Source organism: Pelagicoccus enzymogenes, assembly GCF_014803405.1.
Classification (GTDB): Bacteria; Verrucomicrobiota; Verrucomicrobiia; order Opitutales; family Opitutaceae; genus Pelagicoccus; species Pelagicoccus enzymogenes.
In genome coordinates this window covers 37301-55323 of the sequence record NZ_JACYFG010000006.1, presented here as the reverse complement: position 1 = coordinate 55323, position 18023 = coordinate 37301, and the positions used below count along the sequence as shown (strand labels likewise).

The 18023-nt window shown below is 56.6% G+C and carries 20 protein-coding genes; 11 read left to right on the top strand and 9 right to left on the bottom strand.

Annotation, left to right across the window (positions count from 1 at the left end):
• Nucleotides 1-15: 15 nt before the first annotated feature.
• From folD to IEN85_RS02845, 3 genes are read right to left on the bottom strand one after another with little or no spacing between them, the layout of a single operon-like run.
• Nucleotides 16-891 (bottom strand): bifunctional methylenetetrahydrofolate dehydrogenase/methenyltetrahydrofolate cyclohydrolase FolD, encoded by an 876-nt coding sequence (gene folD / locus IEN85_RS02855; protein ID WP_191615559.1) that lies wholly within the window; start codon nucleotides 889-891, stop codon nucleotides 16-18.
• A 52-nt stretch (nucleotides 892-943) separates the two neighbouring features.
• Complete coding sequence (locus IEN85_RS02850) at nucleotides 944-1672, bottom strand: hypothetical protein (RefSeq protein ID WP_191615558.1); 729 nt, start codon at nucleotides 1670-1672, stop codon at nucleotides 944-946.
• Nucleotides 1673-1696: 24 nt separating this feature from the next.
• Complete coding sequence (locus IEN85_RS02845; RefSeq protein ID WP_191615557.1) at nucleotides 1697-2449, bottom strand: pseudouridine synthase; 753 nt, start codon at nucleotides 2447-2449, stop codon at nucleotides 1697-1699.
• A gap of 174 nt (nucleotides 2450-2623) precedes the next feature.
• Here IEN85_RS02845 and fabG point away from each other — a divergent pair, with 174 nt between their 5' ends.
• From fabG to ndk, 4 genes are all read left to right on the top strand, one after another.
• The gene (gene fabG, locus IEN85_RS02840) at nucleotides 2624-3370 is read left to right on the top strand and encodes a 3-oxoacyl-[acyl-carrier-protein] reductase (protein WP_191615556.1); all 747 of its coding nucleotides are present in this window, start codon (nucleotides 2624-2626) and stop codon (nucleotides 3368-3370) included.
• Between the two features lie 37 nt (nucleotides 3371-3407).
• Nucleotides 3408-3668 carry an acyl carrier protein gene (acpP, locus tag IEN85_RS02835; RefSeq protein WP_191615555.1) on the top strand — a complete coding sequence of 87 codons (261 nt, stop codon included), beginning with the start codon at nucleotides 3408-3410 and terminating at the stop codon, nucleotides 3666-3668.
• Nucleotides 3669-3757: 89 nt separating this feature from the next.
• Nucleotides 3758-5008, top strand: coding sequence for a beta-ketoacyl-ACP synthase II (gene fabF, locus IEN85_RS02830; protein ID WP_191615554.1), 1251 nt, complete (start codon nucleotides 3758-3760; stop codon nucleotides 5006-5008).
• Nucleotides 5009-5053: 45 nt separating this feature from the next.
• Nucleotides 5054-5470: a nucleoside-diphosphate kinase gene (gene ndk / locus IEN85_RS02825; protein ID WP_191615553.1), complete on the top strand. Its 417-nt coding sequence runs from the start codon at nucleotides 5054-5056 to the stop codon at nucleotides 5468-5470.
• 136 nt (nucleotides 5471-5606) lie between these two features.
• Here the strand turns inward: ndk and IEN85_RS02820 are convergent, their stop codons facing one another.
• Nucleotides 5607-6527: an aldose epimerase family protein gene (locus IEN85_RS02820; RefSeq protein WP_191615552.1), complete on the bottom strand. Its 921-nt coding sequence runs from the start codon at nucleotides 6525-6527 to the stop codon at nucleotides 5607-5609.
• 120 nt (nucleotides 6528-6647) lie between these two features.
• Here IEN85_RS02820 and IEN85_RS02815 point away from each other — a divergent pair, with 120 nt between their 5' ends.
• The 4 genes from IEN85_RS02815 to IEN85_RS02800 are packed head-to-tail and all read left to right on the top strand — an operon-like array spanning nucleotide 6648 to nucleotide 10200.
• Entirely contained in the window at nucleotides 6648-8120 is a 1473-nt protein-coding gene (locus IEN85_RS02815) for an NfeD family protein (RefSeq protein WP_191615551.1), read from the top strand.
• A complete protein-coding gene (locus tag IEN85_RS02810; RefSeq protein WP_484555976.1) occupies nucleotides 8093-8581 on the top strand; it encodes an NfeD family protein in 489 nt (162 codons plus the stop codon). The genes IEN85_RS02815 and IEN85_RS02810 overlap by 28 nt, the downstream gene beginning before the upstream one ends.
• Nucleotides 8581-9600 (top strand): flotillin-like protein FloA, encoded by a 1020-nt coding sequence (floA, locus tag IEN85_RS02805; RefSeq protein WP_224772423.1) that lies wholly within the window; start codon nucleotides 8581-8583, stop codon nucleotides 9598-9600. The genes IEN85_RS02810 and floA overlap by 1 nt, the downstream gene beginning before the upstream one ends.
• A 6-nt stretch (nucleotides 9601-9606) precedes the next feature.
• The gene (locus IEN85_RS02800; protein WP_191615549.1) at nucleotides 9607-10200 is read left to right on the top strand and encodes a hypothetical protein; all 594 of its coding nucleotides are present in this window, start codon (nucleotides 9607-9609) and stop codon (nucleotides 10198-10200) included.
• A 224-nt stretch (nucleotides 10201-10424) separates the two neighbouring features.
• On the opposite strand, the gene IEN85_RS02795 is transcribed toward IEN85_RS02800, so the two are convergent.
• Entirely contained in the window at nucleotides 10425-11315 is an 891-nt protein-coding gene (locus IEN85_RS02795) for a mechanosensitive ion channel family protein (protein ID WP_191615548.1), read from the bottom strand.
• 180 nt (nucleotides 11316-11495) lie between these two features.
• Nucleotides 11496-12338, bottom strand: a complete 843-nt coding sequence (locus tag IEN85_RS02790) for a UDP-2,3-diacylglucosamine diphosphatase (RefSeq protein ID WP_224772422.1) — start codon at nucleotides 12336-12338, stop codon at nucleotides 11496-11498.
• A 140-nt stretch (nucleotides 12339-12478) separates the two neighbouring features.
• Between IEN85_RS02790 and miaA the strand changes: the two genes are divergently transcribed.
• The 3 genes from miaA to IEN85_RS02775 are packed head-to-tail and all read left to right on the top strand — an operon-like array spanning nucleotide 12479 to nucleotide 14902.
• Nucleotides 12479-13447, top strand: a complete 969-nt coding sequence (miaA, locus tag IEN85_RS02785; RefSeq protein WP_191615547.1) for a tRNA (adenosine(37)-N6)-dimethylallyltransferase MiaA — start codon at nucleotides 12479-12481, stop codon at nucleotides 13445-13447.
• 49 nt (nucleotides 13448-13496) lie between these two features.
• A complete protein-coding gene (locus tag IEN85_RS02780) occupies nucleotides 13497-14018 on the top strand; it encodes a hypothetical protein (RefSeq protein ID WP_224772421.1) in 522 nt (173 codons plus the stop codon).
• 17 nt (nucleotides 14019-14035) lie between these two features.
• Complete coding sequence (locus IEN85_RS02775; RefSeq protein ID WP_191615545.1) at nucleotides 14036-14902, top strand: 50S ribosomal protein L11 methyltransferase; 867 nt, start codon at nucleotides 14036-14038, stop codon at nucleotides 14900-14902.
• A gap of 101 nt (nucleotides 14903-15003) precedes the next feature.
• Here IEN85_RS02775 and IEN85_RS02770 read toward each other — a convergent pair whose 3' ends face one another.
• The 3 genes from IEN85_RS02770 to IEN85_RS02760 form a co-directional block, all read right to left on the bottom strand.
• Nucleotides 15004-16785 (bottom strand): sulfatase family protein, encoded by a 1782-nt coding sequence (locus IEN85_RS02770; protein ID WP_191615544.1) that lies wholly within the window; start codon nucleotides 16783-16785, stop codon nucleotides 15004-15006.
• A gap of 100 nt (nucleotides 16786-16885) precedes the next feature.
• A complete protein-coding gene (locus tag IEN85_RS02765; protein ID WP_191615543.1) occupies nucleotides 16886-17761 on the bottom strand; it encodes a transglutaminase-like domain-containing protein in 876 nt (291 codons plus the stop codon).
• Nucleotides 17761-17991 carry a DUF350 domain-containing protein gene (locus IEN85_RS02760; RefSeq protein WP_191615542.1) on the bottom strand — a complete coding sequence of 77 codons (231 nt, stop codon included), beginning with the start codon at nucleotides 17989-17991 and terminating at the stop codon, nucleotides 17761-17763. Before IEN85_RS02760 ends, IEN85_RS02765 begins: the two co-directional genes overlap by 1 nt.
• Between the last annotated feature and the right edge of the window lie 32 nt (nucleotides 17992-18023).

Here is an 18023-nt window from a genome sequence, read left to right as displayed (position 1 = left end):
TTAAGAGATGGATTGCTATGAACCTGACTGAAGTTGGTGGGCTTTGAAAGTGTTTTTCATCAGCATCGCCACTGTCATGGGACCTACGCCTCCTGGCACGGGAGTGATGCGGGAAGCCTTGGGTTCGACGGCTGCGAAATCGACGTCGCCAACCAGCCTGTATCCAGACTTCTTGGAAGGGTCCTCCACTCGGTTGATGCCTACGTCGATCACGACTGCCCCCTCCTTCACCATGTCGGCGGTGACGAAGTTGGGACGGCCGATGGCGGCGACGACGACGTCTCCGGCACGCACCACCTCGGGGAGGTTTTTGGTGCGGGAGTGGCAAACGGTCACCGTGGCATTGGCGTGGGGACCTTTTTGCATGGCGAGCAGGGCGAAGGTCTTGCCCACGATCAAACTGCGGCCGATGACCACGACGTGCTTGCCCTCGAGTGAAATGCCCTCGCGCTGGCAGATCTCGATGATCCCTGCAGGCGTACAGGAGGCGAAACCGGCAGGATCCTCTTGGACTACGCGGCCGGCGTTTTGCACATGGAAGCCGTCTACGTCCTTGTTGGGATCGATACGGTTGAAGGCTGCTTGCTCGTCGAGTCCCTTGGGAAGCGGGGACTGGATCAAGATGCCGTGCACGGAGCTGTCCGCGTTGAGCTCGTCGACCTTGGCGAAAAGCTCCTCTTGGGTGATGGTTTCGGGAAGCTCGAAGAGGAGAGGCTTGATGCCAATCGCCTCGGCGGTGCGGTTCTTTTGGCGAACGTAAGAAACGGAGGCGGGGTCTTCGCCGACGCGAATGAAGGCGATACAGGGCTTGGCGCCCTCGATTTTCGCGACCGAGTCGGTCAATTCGGATACGATATCTTGGGAGATCTTTTTTCCGTCTATGAGTTTCATGAAGAGGAGTTTTGTTGCAGGAGGACGATTGAGGGCGACATGGGAAGGCGTATCAGAACGCATTCTTTATGGATTTGGCAGTCAGGATAACGTCTTCGGTTTCCTCCGTTTGTTTCAAGATTCCGGATACGCGCACTTCTCGCTTGATGAAGTCCTCGACGTGTATCCGCTCGGGGACTTCCGAGGTGTCCACGAATGCGAGCGTCTTGCCGTCCAAGCCGGTAAGCTTGTAGGCGACTCCGGTGCGGTTCTTGCCGATCATGCCGGTTTTTTCGAAGCGTCCCACCAATTCGGTTACCGCTGCCGCCTCGGGAAGGTCGGACATTTGGGGAGCGGGGGCGGAGGCCAAGCTGTTGACGATGTCGCTCGCCTCGATGGAGGAGCTCGGGATGTAGCCTACGATGATGGTTTCGAGCTGCACTTTGCAGAACCAGGTGTCGACGCTGATGATGTCCATCTTGTCCTTGTCGGTGGCGATGGCGAGGGTAGGCGCTTCGTTGGACGGAGCGGTCAAGTAGGGCCTTCCGGGTTTTGCGGACAAGTCCTTGGCGATGTCGTTGTTGTCGAGGTAGACCTCGAAGACGTCGCGGTAGTAGATGGGTTGCCAGCCTTCGATCGCGGCGACGTCGCGGGGCCAGTTGGCGGGGACGGCGAGGGAGATCGCTTCGAGTTCGCCAACCTGCAGCGAGTCTTCCGCGGGATCGAGGTAGACGGGGATGCCGTCTGCGGCGGAAGCGATAGAGGCGAGGGCAAGGGCCAGGGATGCGATTATTAGCTTCATGGTCGTTAACTGGGATTGAAAGGTTTACAAGTCGGTGTCGGCCTTGAAGAGCAGGCTGATCTCGCGGGAGGTCAGAGCGATGCCGGCGCCTTTGGGCATTCCTTTGATGCTGTATCGGCCGATCTGATACCGCTTTAACTTTTTCACGTCAAAATGCAGCGCTTGGAAGAGGCGGCGAATTTCCCGCTTCTTTCCGTGGTGCATGGCGAGATCCAGCTCCGTTGATTCGTCTTTGTTCTTATCTCCCGCAAAGACCGCTTTTTCGACCTTTAGTTTCTCGCCTTCCACGGTTACACCCCGCATCAGGCGGAACAGCTTGGCTCGAGGGTAGGCTTGCTTCAGCGAAACGTGGTAGCGCTTCGTGATCAAGTTCGAGGGATGCATGAGGCGGTTGGCGAGGTCGCCGTCGTTGGTGAGTATGAGCAACCCCTCGGAATCCTTGTCGAGTCGGCCGGCGCAAAAGAGGCGTTCTCCGGCAAATTCTTTTGGCAGCAAGTCGAATACGGTGCGTTCGTTGTGAGGATCGTCGTTGCTGCAGATGAAGCCCTTGGGCTTGTTGAGAGCGATGACCAGCTGCTTCTTGCTTTGGCTCGCCTTGACGCGGCGTCCATTGAGTCGGACGTCGTCCGAGCCGGGCATGACCTTGGAGCCGAGTTCAGCGGTTTTGCCGTTGATGGTGACTTCCCCGTTCTTGATGTACTCCTCGGCTACGCGCCGCGAGCAAAGGCCGGCGTCGGCGAGGAATTTTTGCGTTCGTATCGGTTGTGGCGAGTCCATCGGAAAAAACGGCAGATCGTGCAGGGGAAACCCGCCGTGGCAATGTTTCTTATGCGGGAGAATTGCTTTACCTAAAACTATCGTTGCCAAGTGCCCGGCGAGGCGTAGTGCTTTTTGTCCTTTGGTAGCCAGACCGTGGCGGTCGAGCTCGAAAACCGCAACCTTTCCCATTCTATGAACCTCACTTTTGACAACAAAGTTGCCCTCGTAACCGGAGCTGGCCGCGGTATCGGTCGCGCGATCGCCGAATCCCTTGCGAAAGAGGGCGTAACAGTGATTTGCGTTTCCCAATCCGAGTCCTCCTGCGGAGCTGCTGCGGAAGCGATCAATGCGGCCGGAGGCAAGGCGGTCGCGAAGGCTGTAGACGTGGGCGACAAGGTTGCGGTGGCCAAGGCCTGCGAGGAATTGCTCGAGGAGTACGGCAACATCGACATCCTCGTGAACAACGCGGGCATCACCCGCGACAACCTGCTTTTCCGCATGAGCGAAGAAGACTGGGAAGACGTGGTTTCCACCAATCTGAACAGTGTTTTCTACTGGGTTAAGGGCCTCGCTCGCCCGATGACGCGCAAGCGTTTCGGTCGCGTGATCAACATCACCTCCGTTTCCGGAATCATGGGCAACGCGGGGCAAACCAACTATTCCGCTGCCAAGGCGGGCATGATCGGTTTCACCAAGAGCCTTGCGCGCGAGCTGGCGTCCCGCAGCATCACGGTGAACGCGGTGGCTCCCGGCTTCATCAAGACGGACATGACTTCCAAGCTGGCGGACTCCGCCTTGGACATGATCCTCCCTCAAATTCCTCTCAAGCGCATGGGGGAAGCGTCGGATATCGCCAACATGGTCACGTACTTAGCGTCGGAAGAAGCTAATTATATCACGGGCCAAGTTTTTACCGTTGACGGCGGCATGGCGATGTGATCCCTCGTGGATTTTATAACTTATTTTTTGACCGAAAATGGCTGACGAAAAAACAATCGAACAACGGGTCTCCGAGATCATCGTAAACCAGCTCAACGTGAATGAAGAGCAGATCACTCCGGGTGCATCTTTCCTCGACGACTTGGGCGCTGACTCTCTCGATACAGTCGAGCTGATCATGGCCTTCGAAGAAGAGTTCAAGGACGAGATCGACGGTGAGATTCCTGAGTCCGACGCTGAAAAGCTGCAGACTGTTGGCGATGTAATCAGCTACATCAACGGCAAGGCTGGCGCGTAAGCGACCGAGCTTAAAATTCAATTTTCGACAAGGGTCGCTTGGAAGTCTTTGCTTCAAGCGACTTTTTCGTACAAAAACCACAGCATTCTATGAGCGAATTGCCGGATAATCAAAGAGTGGTAGTGACTGGCCTGGGCGCCATCACCCCTATCGGCTTGGATGTCGATAGCTTCTTCAATGGCCTGATCGCGGGCAAGAACGGTATCAGCCGCGTCGACGCCTTCGACACGGAGAAGTTTACCTGCAAGATCGGCGGGCAAGTGCGCGACTTCGATCCCGCTGCCGCTATGGATCCCAAGGAAGCGCGTCGCAACGACCGCTTCGTGCAGTTCGCCTTCGCGGCGGCGAAAGAAGCGGTCGCCCAATCGGGACTCGAGTTCGACAAGGAGGACCCCGAGCGTATCGGTGTATTCGTCGGTTCCGGTATCGGAGGAATGGATACTATGGAGCAAAACGCGAAAAAGCTCCTCGAGAGCGGACCGCGCAAGGTTTCGCCTTTCCTGATCCCCGCCCTTATTTCCAACATGGCATCTGGCGTGCTCGCTATCGAGTACGGAGCCATGGGACCTAACTTCTCCATCGTCAGCGCTTGCGCCACCGGAGCCCACGCCATCGGCGAGGCTCTCAAGACCATCCGACTTGGCGAAGCGGACGTTATGATCTGTGGCGGAAGCGAGGCGACGATCACTCCGCTATCCTTCGCGGGCTTCTGCTCGATGAAGGCCATGTCGACCAATAACGACGACCCAGAGCATGCCAGCCGTCCGTTCGATTCTGGACGTGATGGATTCGTAATGGGCGAGGGCGCTGGAATCATCGTTATCGAATCTCTGGAGCACGCCAAGAAGCGGGGCGCGAATATCATATGCGAGGTTGCCGGCTACGGTGCATCTTGTGACGCTAACCACATCACTGCCCCGCATCCGGAAGGAAAGGGCCTCATTTCGGCCATGAAGCGGGCTCTCAAGTCCGCCAACCTCAACGCGGAGCAAGTCGAGTACATCAACGCTCACGGCACCTCGACTCCTTACAACGACAAGTTCGAAACGGCGGCGGTTCGCGGTCTTTTCGGCGCTCATGCGGACAAGCTTATGATCAGCTCCACCAAGTCCATGACTGGGCACCTGCTCGGCGCGGCAGGGGGAATCGAGTCCGTGGCTTGCGCGAAGATGCTGCAAGAGGGCAAGGTCGCTCCGACTATGAACTTGCAGACGCCGGATCCGGATTGCGATCTCGACTACGTGCCGAACGAAGCTCGCGAAGCGAAGCTAAGCATCACCATGAGCAACAGCTTGGGCTTCGGCGGGCAAAACGCCTCCCTTATCTTCCGCTCCGTGTAGTGGAGCCTTAGATACGTTTCCCTCCTCCCTTTAACTGAATACAAAATGGAAAAAACATTCATCATCCTGAAGCCGGACTGCATGGAAAAGGGCCTCGCTGGCCAAGTGCTCTCCCGTTTCGAAAAAGAAGGTTTTGCGATCGTAGCGAGCAAGATGTCCAAGCTTGGCTCTGAGATCTTGCGCGAGCACTACGCCCATGTGGCGGACAAGCCCTTCTTCCCGGAAATCGAAGCTTTCATGAGCTCCCGTCCCGTGATCTTCGTCGCTTTGCAGGGCGAGAACGTGATCGCACGGGTGCGCGAGCTGCTTGGCCCAACGGATTCGACCAAGGCTCCAGCTGGTACGATCCGTGGAGACTTCGGCACCGATATGATGCGCAACGTCGTTCACGCATCCGACGGCCCTGAGACCGCTGCTGCGGAGCTCAAGCGCTTCTTTGCCGAGGGCGAGATCTACGCCTAAGCGAATCCGATTTTAGCTGTAATTTAGAAAACCGTCCTGTGCGAGCAGGGCGGTTTTTTGTGTTTTTGAGAGGTAGGGCCCACTGTCCCAGTGGGTCGATGGCATAGGAATGCCCGCTGGGACAGCGGACGCTACCTCACTCTACCGACACCGTCACCGAGAAGGCTTGCGTCTCGCCTGGGCCGACTTGGTGAAGGCCGATTTCGTTTTCTGGAGCGTTGGGGGGTCCCATCCAGGGTTCGATGCAGAAGAAGGGGGACTTGTCGGATTCGGTCCAAGTCACCAGCGCGTATCCTGGATTTGGAGTCGCTTGCGTTCCGATCTCGATTTTGAGGCGCGAGTCGTCCTGCTTGCAGATGCATTCCACAAGCGAGTCTGTAAGCTGGTAATGGATACGGTCCACGATCGATGGATTTGCGATCGATTCCGTTTTCTTGTGGCCTTTCACGGGATCGAGGCTGCCGTTGGGGGCGTGGCGAACTGCTTTTTTGGCTGGTATGCGCAAGCTGTAGTCGTCGCGTGTCGTGCCGTCGAGCCAGGGTATTGTGAAGTAAAAATGGTGCCCAGCGGACCAAGGAATGCTTTCTTTGCCATGGTTGGAAAGGCGGAGCTCCACGCTGAATTCTTTTTCCTGGAAGCGGTAGATGACCTCGAAGTCGTAGTCGAACGGGTAGGCCTCTTTCGCTACCTTGTCCTGTACGAGTTTTGCGGCGAATCCGGTCTTGTCGACGCGAGTGATTTCGAAGGCGTTTTGGCGGGCGAAACCATGCATGGGCATCGGCAGCGTCTTGCCGGATGGAGCTACCCACTTCTGGATTTCACCTTTTGAATAGGTTCGGGCCGAAAAGGGGAAGAGGATGGGGTTGCCGCCGCGCGCTTTTACCAGTTTGTCGATGGAGTCGATGTCTGGCCAGTGAATGATGTCGCGGAAGGTACCGTCGGCGTAACTGAGGTTCCAATTCATCAGGCGAGCTCCTCTTCGGGGAGCGGCCAGGTAGGTCGAGGCTCCGACAGCCCAGCGATAGATCGTTTCTCCTAGGTACTCTATTTCCTCCATGTTAGTGCTGTGGAATCAAAGTGCGTTTTGCTGTATTTTGGAAATCAAAAGTTTAGGAAAGAGAACTGCAACGGCTGGGTCTTGCATTTCGTATTTCTAGGCGACACTATTTCCCTACCCATGATAATTCGTTGCTGTACCCTGATTTGCCTCGGTTTGTGGGCATCAATCACGAATTCGATCGTCTCGGCTCAAGTGGCAGTCGAGGAACCGGAGGCTGTCGAGTCTGCCAATGCCCCGGCGAAGGATGGGGGAGAGGAGTCGGCCAAATTTTATGTGGTTCCAGTCGAGGGGCCGATCGGGCCGACGACCTTGTATGCCATTCGCGGGAGCGTGAAGACAGCGATTGCGGAAGGCTACGGCACCGTGGTGCTGGATATGAACACTCCGGGAGGGCGTCTCGATTCTACTTTGGAGATCATGGAGGTTCTCGACCGTTTTCCCGGTAAAACGATCACCTATGTGAACGACGAAGCTATTTCGGCGGGAGCGATTATCGCAGCGGTGACGAACGAGATTTACTTCACCTCCAAGGCGGTCATCGGCAGCGCGGAGCCAGTTACGGGGCAGGGAGAGGACATCAACGAGTCGATGAAACGAAAACTGATGTCCTATCTGAACGCGAAGATGGAAGCTTATACGGACCAGTACGCCTTCCGCAGCGAGGTGATCCGAGCGATGATGGATCCAGAGTTCGAGTTCAAGATCGGTGAAGAGGTCATTTCTCCCAAAGGCGAGCTGCTGAACCTGACTGCTAAGCGGGCTCACGAGGTGTACGGGGATCCGCCGATGCCCTTGCTTGGATCGGGCATCGTTGACGATCTCGACAAGTTGATTAGTAGCTTGGCAGTGGATACGGATCCAGTGATCACTCGATTCGAGGCGACCTGGTCCTTGAGTTTGGCGGAATTCATCGTTGGCTTGGCGCCGTTTCTCCTAGCGGTTGCGGTGATCAGCGTTTACGTGGAATTCCAAACGCCGGGCTTCGGGGTGTTTGGCATCGTCGGAGTAGTCTTTTTCTTGATCGCGATCTTTGGCCACAATGTGGCGGGTCTGTCTGGGCATGAGCCGCTGCTGTTATTTATCATAGGTGTCGCACTGCTCTTCCTGGAAGTTTTCGTGGCTCCCGGAACCCTGTTCTTCGCAATTCCCGGATTCATCATGATGCTAGTCAGTTTGGTCTGGGCCATGGCCGACATTTGGCCCTCGGAAACTCCGGATTTCACTTGGAGTTGGGAGATGTTCGAGAAGCCAGTCCAGAACTTGGTGGGAGGCGTTCTTATGGGAGTGGTCGGGGTCTTGGTCCTTGCTCGCTTTTTGCCGAAAACCTTTCTCTGGGACCGCTTGGTGTTGAAGGAGTCGGTCGCGGGACTCGGTGGTGACGTGGAGGGAGTAAGCGCTTCCTCGGCGGAATCGAGCCTTGTCGGGGCCGTGGCAGTTGCCGTGTCGGACCTCATGCCAAGCGGCGAAATCGAAATCGACGGACGGCGTTACGACGCCAAGCTCAATTTCGGGTCCGCCGACAGGGGTACGCAGGTGCGGGTTGTGTCGAAGTCGGATTTTGGATACATTGTGGAGATCGCCGACTCATGAGCGTAATCATCGGACTTTTGATTTTGGGTTTCGCCCTCATCGCCTTGGAAATTTTCATTCCCGGCGGTATCGTGGGAATCTTTGGCGGCATCAGCTTGTTGGCGGCTGTAGGATTCGCCTACGAGAGCTATTCCATGGAAGGGGCTATTATTGTATTTGGCGTGGGCCTGGTTGGGGTGGTGGCGTGCCTCTGGTTCGAGTTCAAGGTTCTGCCCAAGACTGCTGCGGGAAAGAAGTTTTTCTTGCAAGACCAGGTGACCGGCAAAAGCCAGTCGGACGTTTGCGAAAGCGATTGGGTGGGAAAGCAGGGCACCACGGCTACGGCGCTTTCGCCAACGGGTTACGTTATCGTCGAAGGGCGCAAGTTCGAGGCGTACTCGCGTAGCGGATTTCTGGACAAGGGAGAGTTGGTGAGAGTCGACTCTTTCGATCAATTTAAAGTAACTGTATCCAAAGTATAATGAATAGCACAATGATCACAATTGCCCTCGTCGTCGCGGGCATCATCGGACTGGTAATTTTTCTTTACCTGCTGTCCTTCTTCCAAACTTGGCTCAAGGCGATCCTCTCTGGAGCGGGCGTGGGCTTCACCACCTTGGTCGCCATGCGCTTGCGTAGCGTGCCTTACAGCACGGTGGTCGATGCCAAGATCACAGCGATCAAAGCTGGGATCGATTTGCAGGAAGGGCCTTTGGAAGCTCACTACTTGGCAGGCGGTAACTTGATTCCTACGGTGCAGGCTATCATCGCAGCCAAAAAGGCGGGCATCAAGTTGGAGTGGGTGCAGGCGTGCGCCATCGACCTTGCCACCAAGGGATCGGGCAAGTCGGTGGTCGAGGCGGTTCGCACTTCGGTTGACCCGAAGGTGATCGATTGTCCCAGCCAAGACGGTCCCAAGAAGTCGATCGATGGCGTCGCCAAAGATGGGATACAAGTGAAAGCAAAAGCTCGAGTGACCGTGCGTACCAATTTGGACCGCTTCGTAGGGGGGGCCAAGGAAGAGACCATCATCGCTCGTGTGGGTGAAGGTATTGTCACGACTATCGGTTCGGCCGACAGCTACAAGAAGGTTTTGGAAAGCCCGGACAGCATTTCCAAGGTCGTGCTGCAGCGCGGCTTGGATGTGGGCACCGCCTTTGAAATTCTTTCGATCGACATCGCCGATGTCGATGTGGGGCAAAACGTGGGTGCCTTGCTCCAGGAAGCTCAGGCGGAAGCCAACAAGAATATGGCTCAAGCGCAGGCGGAAATTCGTCGCGCGGCGGCGGTTGCCCTCGAGCAGGAAATGCAGGCCAAGGTGCAGGAAATGCGAGCTAAGGTTGTCGAGGCAGAAGCCCAAGTGCCTCTGGCGATGGCGGAAGCCTTCCGCAATGGCAACCTCGGGATCATGGATTACTACAAAATGAAGAATGTAGAGTCCGACACTAACATGCGCGATTCGATTTCCGGAAAGGGAGACAGCGAGAAGGAAGCCCGTTAGTCTGCCATGGACTGGCTTTTTGACAATCTCGGGAAGTTTGCCCCGGTCGTAATCTTCCTGCTCTACATGATCTCTTCCCTCAAGGGGAAGGGACCGGAGGAGGAGGAAGAGAATGATCCGGCTGCAGCTGAGCGAGCTCGTAAGATACAAGAGGAGATACGCCGCAAGATTCTCGAGCGCCAACGTGAAAGCGCAGAACCTACCGGGCAGCGTCCGGGAACTTTGATCTTTGACGAACCTCAGCCGCCAGCGGAAGAGCCCGAGGAAGAGGAAATCGTTCGACGTCCAGCGAGGCCGCCTCGAAAGCCTGAACCGGTTGTAGAGGAGGTGGCAGAGGTTTCGCATGGCCGCGTCGATCCTTTCGAAGAGCGTCGCCGCGAGATCGAGGCGAAGCTTGAGGAGGCGAAGAAGGCCCATCGCATGGCGAAGGAAAAAGCCGGATCTATGGCTAAAGGGAAGCCGTTGGTCCCCTTGAGCGTTTCCTCCGTATCCGAAGGGCAAATACGTCAGCGTCTGAAGAAAAGCTTGAGCGATCGCGATTCGCTTAAGACAGCAATTGTGCTGCGCGAAGTTTTGGACGTGCCTGTGAGCATGCGTTGAATGGCAGCCTTTCAGCTTTTCGGGCCACCCTTCCGTTTGGGAGTGGTGGCCTTTTGTTTGCTCGAGGTCTGCGAAAGTGGAGCTCTTTTCGGGCGGCTGCCTTGTGCCGTGGTTTGGGGAGTTGAAAATCGAATCAAAAGGTCTTTCCCAACAGGAATGCGGTCGCAAAAAAGCCGCAACCCGGAGGTCTGCGGCTCGTTCTTGAAAGGCTTTCGAGCGGACTTTTAGTCGGCTTTGCGCATCCAAACGTCGCGCTGTGGGAACGGGATGCTGACGCCTTCGCTGTCGAGACGTTGTTTGATGGTCTTCTGGAAATCGAAGAAAACGTTCCAGTAGTCTTCCTTCTTGGTCCAGGGACGGACGTGGAAGTTGACGCTGCTGTCGGCCAGGGCCGATACCACCACCTGAGGCGCTGGATCCTTGAGCACGCGTTCGTCGGCGTTGAGCACGTCGTTGATGATGTTGGTCACCTTATCCAAATCGTCCGAGTAGCTAACTCCCACTGACATGTCGACGCGACGGGTGTCGTTAGCGGTGATATTGGTGATGCTGCCGGACATGATGGAAGAGTTCGGTACGATGATCTTCTTGTTGTCCGGGCTGTGCATGATGGTGACGAGCACGCCGATTTCCACCACCTTGCCGATGTGTCCTCCTGCATCGATAACGTCGCCGATGCGGAAGGGGCGGAACATGATGATGAGGACTCCGGATGCGAAGTTGGAGAGGGAGCCCTGCAATGCCAGGCCCACCGCCAAGCCTGCAGCACCAAGAATGGCCACTAGGGAAGTGGTCTGGAAGCCCACTTGCTGGATAGCTGCGAGGATCACAGCGATCATCAGCATGTAGTAGAGGATGCTGGTTCCGAAGGAAACGAGAGCGGGATCGACCTGCTTCTTTTCCATGGTTTTTTTCACGCCGTTGCGGATCTTGCCGACGACCCACTTGCCGATGACGAAGATGAGGATAGCCGCGAGGATCTTGAGTCCGTTTGCGGCGGCCCATTCCACGATGCTGTTTACTCGCTCTTCGGTGAAGAAGGCCATGAGGCCTTCGTTTGAAGACTCTGCTGATTTAGCGGCGCTAGTGGCTGCTTCGGTATTTTCTTGTGCCATATATGCTAGATGTGGTTGGAGGTGAGAGGAAATGTAAGAAATATGCTAACGCAAACGGCTATCCAACTTTTTTTGTTGGTAGTGAGCCATTTAGCTAGCTGGAATCGAGGCATTAGACTATGCCATGACCTCTAAAGTCACAAATTTCTTACGAAACTTTCGTGTCGCGGCGTTTTCGCCCTAAAACCCCTCTGCGAAGAGTTTCGGCGACAGCGCGGACTCCAGCTCTTCCTCCGCCTCTGCTAGGGTTCCCTCTTCCTTCATTGGGTACTCCAGCACGAAGTCCTTGAAGTGGACCAGCTCGAAACGGCCGTCCTGGTGTTCGACGATGGCGGAAAGTGACTCGACCCAATCGCCGGAATTCAAGTAGTGCAGGTTTTCGAAGTGCTTGTCGGCCGGGGTGTGGATATGCCCGCAGATCACTCCGCTACAGCCGCGGGAGGCGGCAAGCTTGGCCAGCTTTTCCTCGAAGTCGGAGATGAAGCTGACCGCTTTCTTGACCTTCGCTTTGATAGCCTTGGAGAGGGAGTAGTACTCCTTGCCCCGCCAGGAACGGTACTTGTTGTACCAGCGGTTGAGGCTCATCAGCATTTTGTAGCCCCAGTCGCCGAGGTGGGCGAGGAAGGTGAAATTCTTGGTGATGGTGTCGAAGACGTCCCCGTGCAGGACAAGGTAGCGGCCGTTGGGATTCTCGTGAATGTAGTCCTCCACGATCTTGACGGTCGAGAACTCCATGGGGAGGAAGCGGCTGAGGATGTCGTCGTGGTTGCCTCTCAGGTAGATGACCTCCTGCTGATGCTTTTCCACTCGCTTTAGGACGTAGCGGACAAATTTAGTGTCCATCTTGCCCCACTTGCTGCCACGACCGAGTTGCCAGCCGTCGATGATGTCGCCGTTGAGGACGAGTCGGTCGCAGCGGGTGTTTTTCAGGAAGTGCAGGCACTCCTTCGCTTTGCAGTTCAAGGTGCCGAGATGGACGTCCGAGATGAAGATCGTCTTGAATCTGAGCGGAGGCTTCTTCATGAGTTGCGAGCTGACCGAGGAGGTTCGGTACGGTTACGCTCTATGGTTAATGACGCTCGATCAGGGTGGCGCGAGTCAATTGTTTTCGCTACGTCGACATGTAACGCGCTCGTAACTGCTTGGTAGCTCAAGAGTCACAAATGCAGGGGAACAAACAGAACAACGAGGTCGAATCGGGGCCATTGCAGCGGATTTATTGTCTGACCGGCTGTACCGCAGTGGGGAAGACGGAGCTCGCACTACGTTGGGCGGAAGAGAATGGCGCCGAGATCGTGAACTGCGATTCGCTGCTTTTCTACCGCGGAATGGACGTGGGGACGGCCAAGCCGAGCGCGGCGGAAATGGCTCGCGTGCCGCATCATCTCATCGACTTCCTGGAGCCGTCGCAGCAGATGGATATTGGCCGATATGTGGAAATGGCGATCGCGACGATACGTCGCATCCAAGCCCGCAATAAAAAGGTGTTGGTTACGGGGGGAAGCGGATTCTACCTGAAAGCGTTCTTCCATCCTGTAGTGGATGCGGTAAGCGTTTCGCCAGAAACCGCAGCTCTGGCGGCGGAACTGATGGAGGGAGGTCTGTCGTCTGCAGTCGAAGCGTTGAGGCAGCGCAATCCTCAGGGATTGGATGGATTGGACGTGGACAATCCCCGTCGCGTTGCCAAGGCCTTGGAGCGCTGTATCGAATCGGGGCGAACCTTGCAGGAACTTAAGGCTGACTTCGCCCGCCAGACCAATGCCCTGGTGGAAGCTCCCAAGTCGCTTTGCATTCTCGAACGAGACAAGGAGGAGCTGAACCGGCGTATCGCCCAGCGCGTCGATTTGATGCTCGAAGCGGGGCTGGTCTCGGAGGTCGAGTCGCTATTGCGAGAGGGGATCGAGCGCAATCCGAGCGCCTGTAATGCGATTGGCTACCGCGAAACTATCTCGTATCTGCGAGGCGAATACGATCTGGCCACCTTGGCCGAAAAGATTGCGACTAACACGCGTCGCCTTGCCAAGAAGCAGCGAACGTGGTTCCGGGGGCAGCTTCCGGATGTTGGCAAGCGACTGGACCTGACGGGCGGTCGGCAGCCGGAGGTCGAGGAGGTTTTTACCGGCCACGCCTAGGAATTTTGCCTCGCCACCTTGGAAGCGAGGCGACAATGCTGCCTGAATCATGAGTGACATGAACGAACACGAAGAGGGCGAGATCGTCGACCTCGACACCTGCTCCAAGAAGAAGTCGATCCTGATCGCGGCGGCCATCGTGGCGGTGCTTGGGTTTGTCGGCTACAGCTACATCTTTCTCTGCATCCACTACATCATCGGCGGTTTCGCGGCGGCCGGAAGTTTTGCCAAGCGGCACAGTATCACCATTTCTGCTGGGACTGGAGCGAAGCTGGGCGCGGTATCGTCCTTCTTGGGAATGTTGGTGGCCTTCGGCGTGTTCGCGATCGTGTTCTTCAATGGATTCACCGAGGCAGATTTCGAAACGGCTCGCGAAGAGATCTTGCGCAAGTTCTATGAAGACGGACAGCCCGAGGCGGCAGAATTTGCGGAAAACTTAACCTTGGAGCAGGTACGTCCGCTCGTCGTAGGGGTCATGTTGGCTGCAGGTTCCGCTCTTTCCCTCATCCAAGGAGCTCTGGGCGGCATCATCGGAGCTAGCGTATTCAAGCGCGGCCCCAAGGCTCAGTAACAATTCCATTTTTAGCCATGTACGAAATTACTGTATTCGTCTCCCAAGAGGAGTTTGCTGTTTTAGAAGAAGCCGTTTTCGAAGTCGAGGACGCGACCCGCTGGAACCTCTTCGAGGATTTCGAGGCCAAGGGTTACCGCGTGCAAGGCATCTACGATACGGAACAGGAAGCCATCGCCGCCTGGACGGAACTCTCCGGCATCGCCAACGTATCAGGCGATGCCAAGGTACGTGAGATCCAGGATTCAGACTGGAAGGACAGCTACAAGGAACACTTCAAGCCATGGTCTATCGGGCCGCTGCATTGGGTGCCGGTGTGGTTGAAAGGTGAATACGAGCTACCAGACGGTCACGAGGCAGTTTGGCTGGACCCGGGTATGGCATTCGGCACTGGCAATCACGGCACGACTCGTCTCTGCGTGGAGCGTTTGATCGAGGCGAGAGAACGCATTGGTACAGACAAGATCAGCAGCTTGAAAGTGGTCGACGCCGGTTGTGGCTCGGGAATCCTCGCCATCTCGGCCAAGCGTCTTGGCTTTGGTGACGTCACGGGATTCGACAATGATCCGGATGCGGTACGAATCGCCATCGAAAATGGCGAGCTCAACGAGACGCCGGACCTTCCCTTTTCGGTGGACGATCTGTTGAGCGGCTTTTCCAAGCAGCCTTATGATCTGGTTTTAGCCAATATCTTGGCGGTCGTGTTGATCGAGTTTTGCGAAACCATCGCTCCGGTGGTGGCGGACGGGGGAACGCTGATCCTCAGCGGAATTCTGACGCACGAAGCGGAAAAGGTGAAGGCAGCCTTCGCTCCCCTGCGCGGCTGGAAGGACATCCAAATCCACGAACTTGGCGAATGGTCTAGCGTAACGCTCTTGGCCTAGGTGAAACGTCTGTAGGGCTGCCGCGTCGTCGAGATCTTGCACTGCGGTGCGGCGCAAGCGCCGACCCTACCAAATTTTATGCGAGTTGGGTGCGCGACGTACTACTCCTGAAAGCGCTCCAGCAAACGGGGGCGATAGGACTTCGCCCAGCCGGGAATGCTCTCGTGGTCGGCCACGAGTTGTTTGGCGGACTCCGGTAGCTCGATTCCGGCTTGGTGGGCGTGGTCGAGGGCGACGCCGGCCTGCAGGCTGAGGATGAGCTCGTTTTCGGGGTAGCGGGCGTAGGAGACGAGCGTTTCGAGGGCTTGCTTGCGAATCTCCGCATCGCGGGCGTGGAGTGCGACCAGTTCGGAAGCGACGACTGCTACGCAGGCTTCGTCGTCGTTGGTCGCGTCGATCGCTTCCGGAAGGGCGGCTTTCACTGCCTCTGGCGCTGCGGAGAGGAGGTTCGCGAATCTCCAGTATTTGGATACGGAGTCGTTGCCTAGCTCCAAACGGTTGGAATTGGGCTCGAAGTAGTTGCTGAAAAATTCAGCAGGCGAAACTCCGGCGAGGGTGGGTTTGCGAAGCATGGGTTCAGGAATGAAGGAGAGGTCGCGGGTGCGGTTTTGATGGGCGGCCATTTCGGCTCTCAGTTTCGTGAGCGTCTGCTGGTGGGCTGGGTTCTTGGCCAGATTAACGGTTTCATGCGGGTCGTTGGCGAGGTCGAAGAGCTCTTCGGCGGGATGGGCTTGCCAGAAGGCGGATTGCACGGCGTTTAGCTTGCCGTCCTTGAAAAGTTGATACCACTTGCTGGTAGTAGGCGTTTGCTGCTGGTACCAAAGGTATTGGCCGTGTGGCAGGTGCGGATAGTAGTTGCGGATGTAGACGTAGCGTCCGTCGGTAACGGTGCGGCATTCGTCGATGCGCTCGTCCATGCGGCCTTTGAAGCCGAAGGAGTATCGGGGAGCGGGGGCGAGGTTTGGGCCGAGGAAGGCTTGGCCGTGATAGTAGTCGGGAATTTTTATGCCGGCGAGGGCAAGGGTCGTGGGTGCGAGGTCCACGAAGCTGACGAGACGATCGCTTTTTCCGCCGGGCATATAGTCACTGGGGGCGAGGTGTTGGTATTTCTCTGGTACGTGGGCGATCATGGCGACATTGAGTCCGGACCAGCCAGGGTAGCGTTTGCCGCGCGGCATTCCGGACCCGTGGTCGGACCAGAATATCACGATGGTGTCGTCGGCCAGTCCTGCGGCTTCGATTTCGTCGAGACGTTTTTGGAAGTAGGCGTCGAGTTTGCTCAAGCGATCGTAGTACTGGGCCCAGTCCTTGCGTGTTTCGGGAGTGTCGGGGTGATATGGAGGAATGGGGGCGAGAGCGGGATCGTGATGCGGGGATTCGTTGTCGTTGCGGATCTGGCTCTCGTGGGTGCCGGTGAAGTTGAAGACTGCGAAAAAGGGTTGCTGTGGATCGGGGCGATTTTTCCAGTGGGCCGTTCGGGAGGATTCGTGCCAGCCTTTGTCGTCGGTTTCGAGGTTGTAGTCCTCTTTGCTCTGGTTGGTGGTGTAGTAGCCGGCGTCGCGCAGGTAGACCGGAAAGAACTTCAGGTAGCTGGGCGAGGGGACGCGGCTGCGCATGTTGTGGGCCCCGAGGCTCGGTGGATAAATGCCCGAAATGATGGTGGTGCGGGCGGGCGCGCAAACGGGGGCGTTGGAACTCGCTTTGGTGTAGATAAGGCTGTTTGCGGCAAAGGCGTCCAGATGAGGAGTCGTTGCATAGCTGTCGCCATAACAGCCGAGGTGCGGACCGTGGTCCTCGGCGGAGATCCAGACGATGTTGGGGCGGTCGTCGGCGAAGGCTCGGCATGCGAACGTTGCCAGGACGAGGAGCAGGAGGCGCTTCATGCGTAGCATCATAGTTTTTTTGGGGGGATTTTTTTGGGGGAAAGCTAAGTTCAATCAGCATTCAGGCGGTTTGGCCAGAGGGAGCGGCAAAATTTTATGGCTAACGGGTTATCCGGCCGTTCTTGAACCAATGCTTGCCTGTGTAGCTGCTTGTTTCGTCAGGCTCTTTGTTTATCCAGTAGTACTCACGATTGAACATGGCTTCTGGAGCGTAGCCGGTGGCGAGCTTGGCTAGAGGGTAGGAGCTGAAGAGGCGTCGCCGTTTCTTGCTGGTGGATTCCAGCAGGAAGGTTCCCGCCTCACGCAAGACGACGACCCAAGCATGTCCGCCGCCGTTGTGGGTGCCGGTCACGACGCGGGCGTCTTCGCCCATTTCTATGAGCCAGTCGGCGAGGGCGATGGCATGGTCCTCGCAATCTCCGCGACCGCGCTTGAAAGCTTCGTAGGAGTTGAGCCAAATCTCCTGGAATCCGGCGAAGTTGTCCTTATCCAGCTGATACTTGAGGCGCATGGTTAGGACTTCATGCGGCATCCAGATTTCGCTTACGTCGAAAGGCTTGTACCCGACGAGGAAGCTGTTCTTGAAGTGATGCTTGAAGTCGAGACCGAGCTTGGAGGCGGCAAAGGTTTGCTTGTTCGAATCGACGAAGAGGTAGCCTTTATCGTGTTTGATCTCCGCCGAGTCGGCGGGGCGGTTCTTGATTTGGCGTTCGCGGATGCGGGTGCGGGAAGAGAGGGAGACGGCGAGGGCGTCTGCGGGCAATAGGAATGGACGGTCCTCAATCTCCCCGGAGTCGTAGGCTGCTAGACTAAGCTCTAATTCGTCCGGCGGTATTGTATCCGGTTCTATGATACGAAATGGCTCGGGCGGTGGTTGGTACCCTCGTTCGCTCAGCCGCTCTTGGGTGAGCGTGGCGACCGTCCAGAGAATGACGGTTAGGAATATCCAAAGGAACTTTGGGGAGGTCCGCTTCACTAGGCTCGCAGGCCGAAGGAAATGATAATGGCGACGAAAAGGAGGAGGCTGGCGGCGAAAATGGCGACGGAGATGTTGTTCTTGCCGAGCTCTTCCTCGATATCGATCTTCTTGAGGAGGAATCGGTCGATCATCTTGATCGCGTATACGCCGCAGAAGAGGGAGATTATGGTGTAGGTAACGCTCAGGAGTAAGTTGGCGAACGAGGCGAGGAGGAATTGCATATCCATACCGGAAGATTGCAGCGAATCGTCTCGCTAGG

Bases quoted from the DNA above. Each gene is read 5' to 3' on its own strand.
- IEN85_RS02820 (WP_191615552.1), bottom strand. From the start codon at position 6,527: ATGGAGGAAATAGAGTACCTAGGAGAAACGATCTATCGCTGGGCTGTC.
- fabG (WP_191615556.1), top strand. From the start codon at position 2,624: ATGAACCTCACTTTTGACAACAAAGTTGCCCTCGTAACCGGAGCTGGC.
- fabF (WP_191615554.1), top strand. From the start codon at position 3,758: ATGAGCGAATTGCCGGATAATCAAAGAGTGGTAGTGACTGGCCTGGGC.
- IEN85_RS02850 (WP_191615558.1), bottom strand. From the start codon at position 1,672: ATGAAGCTAATAATCGCATCCCTGGCCCTTGCCCTCGCCTCTATCGCT.
- IEN85_RS02790 (WP_224772422.1), bottom strand. From the start codon at position 12,338: ATGAAGAAGCCTCCGCTCAGATTCAAGACGATCTTCATCTCGGACGTC.
- IEN85_RS02775 (WP_191615545.1), top strand. From the start codon at position 14,036: ATGTACGAAATTACTGTATTCGTCTCCCAAGAGGAGTTTGCTGTTTTA.
- IEN85_RS02795 (WP_191615548.1), bottom strand. From the start codon at position 11,315: ATGGCACAAGAAAATACCGAAGCAGCCACTAGCGCCGCTAAATCAGCA.
- floA (WP_224772423.1), top strand. From the start codon at position 8,581: ATGAATAGCACAATGATCACAATTGCCCTCGTCGTCGCGGGCATCATC.
- IEN85_RS02800 (WP_191615549.1), top strand. From the start codon at position 9,607: ATGGACTGGCTTTTTGACAATCTCGGGAAGTTTGCCCCGGTCGTAATC.
- folD (WP_191615559.1), bottom strand. From the start codon at position 891: ATGAAACTCATAGACGGAAAAAAGATCTCCCAAGATATCGTATCCGAA.
- ndk (WP_191615553.1), top strand. From the start codon at position 5,054: ATGGAAAAAACATTCATCATCCTGAAGCCGGACTGCATGGAAAAGGGC.
- acpP (WP_191615555.1), top strand. From the start codon at position 3,408: ATGGCTGACGAAAAAACAATCGAACAACGGGTCTCCGAGATCATCGTA.
- IEN85_RS02760 (WP_191615542.1), bottom strand. From the start codon at position 17,991: ATGGATATGCAATTCCTCCTCGCCTCGTTCGCCAACTTACTCCTGAGC.
- IEN85_RS02845 (WP_191615557.1), bottom strand. From the start codon at position 2,449: ATGGACTCGCCACAACCGATACGAACGCAAAAATTCCTCGCCGACGCC.
- IEN85_RS02770 (WP_191615544.1), bottom strand. From the start codon at position 16,785: ATGAAGCGCCTCCTGCTCCTCGTCCTGGCAACGTTCGCATGCCGAGCC.
- IEN85_RS02815 (WP_191615551.1), top strand. From the start codon at position 6,648: ATGATAATTCGTTGCTGTACCCTGATTTGCCTCGGTTTGTGGGCATCA.
- IEN85_RS02780 (WP_224772421.1), top strand. From the start codon at position 13,497: ATGAGTGACATGAACGAACACGAAGAGGGCGAGATCGTCGACCTCGAC.
- miaA (WP_191615547.1), top strand. From the start codon at position 12,479: ATGCAGGGGAACAAACAGAACAACGAGGTCGAATCGGGGCCATTGCAG.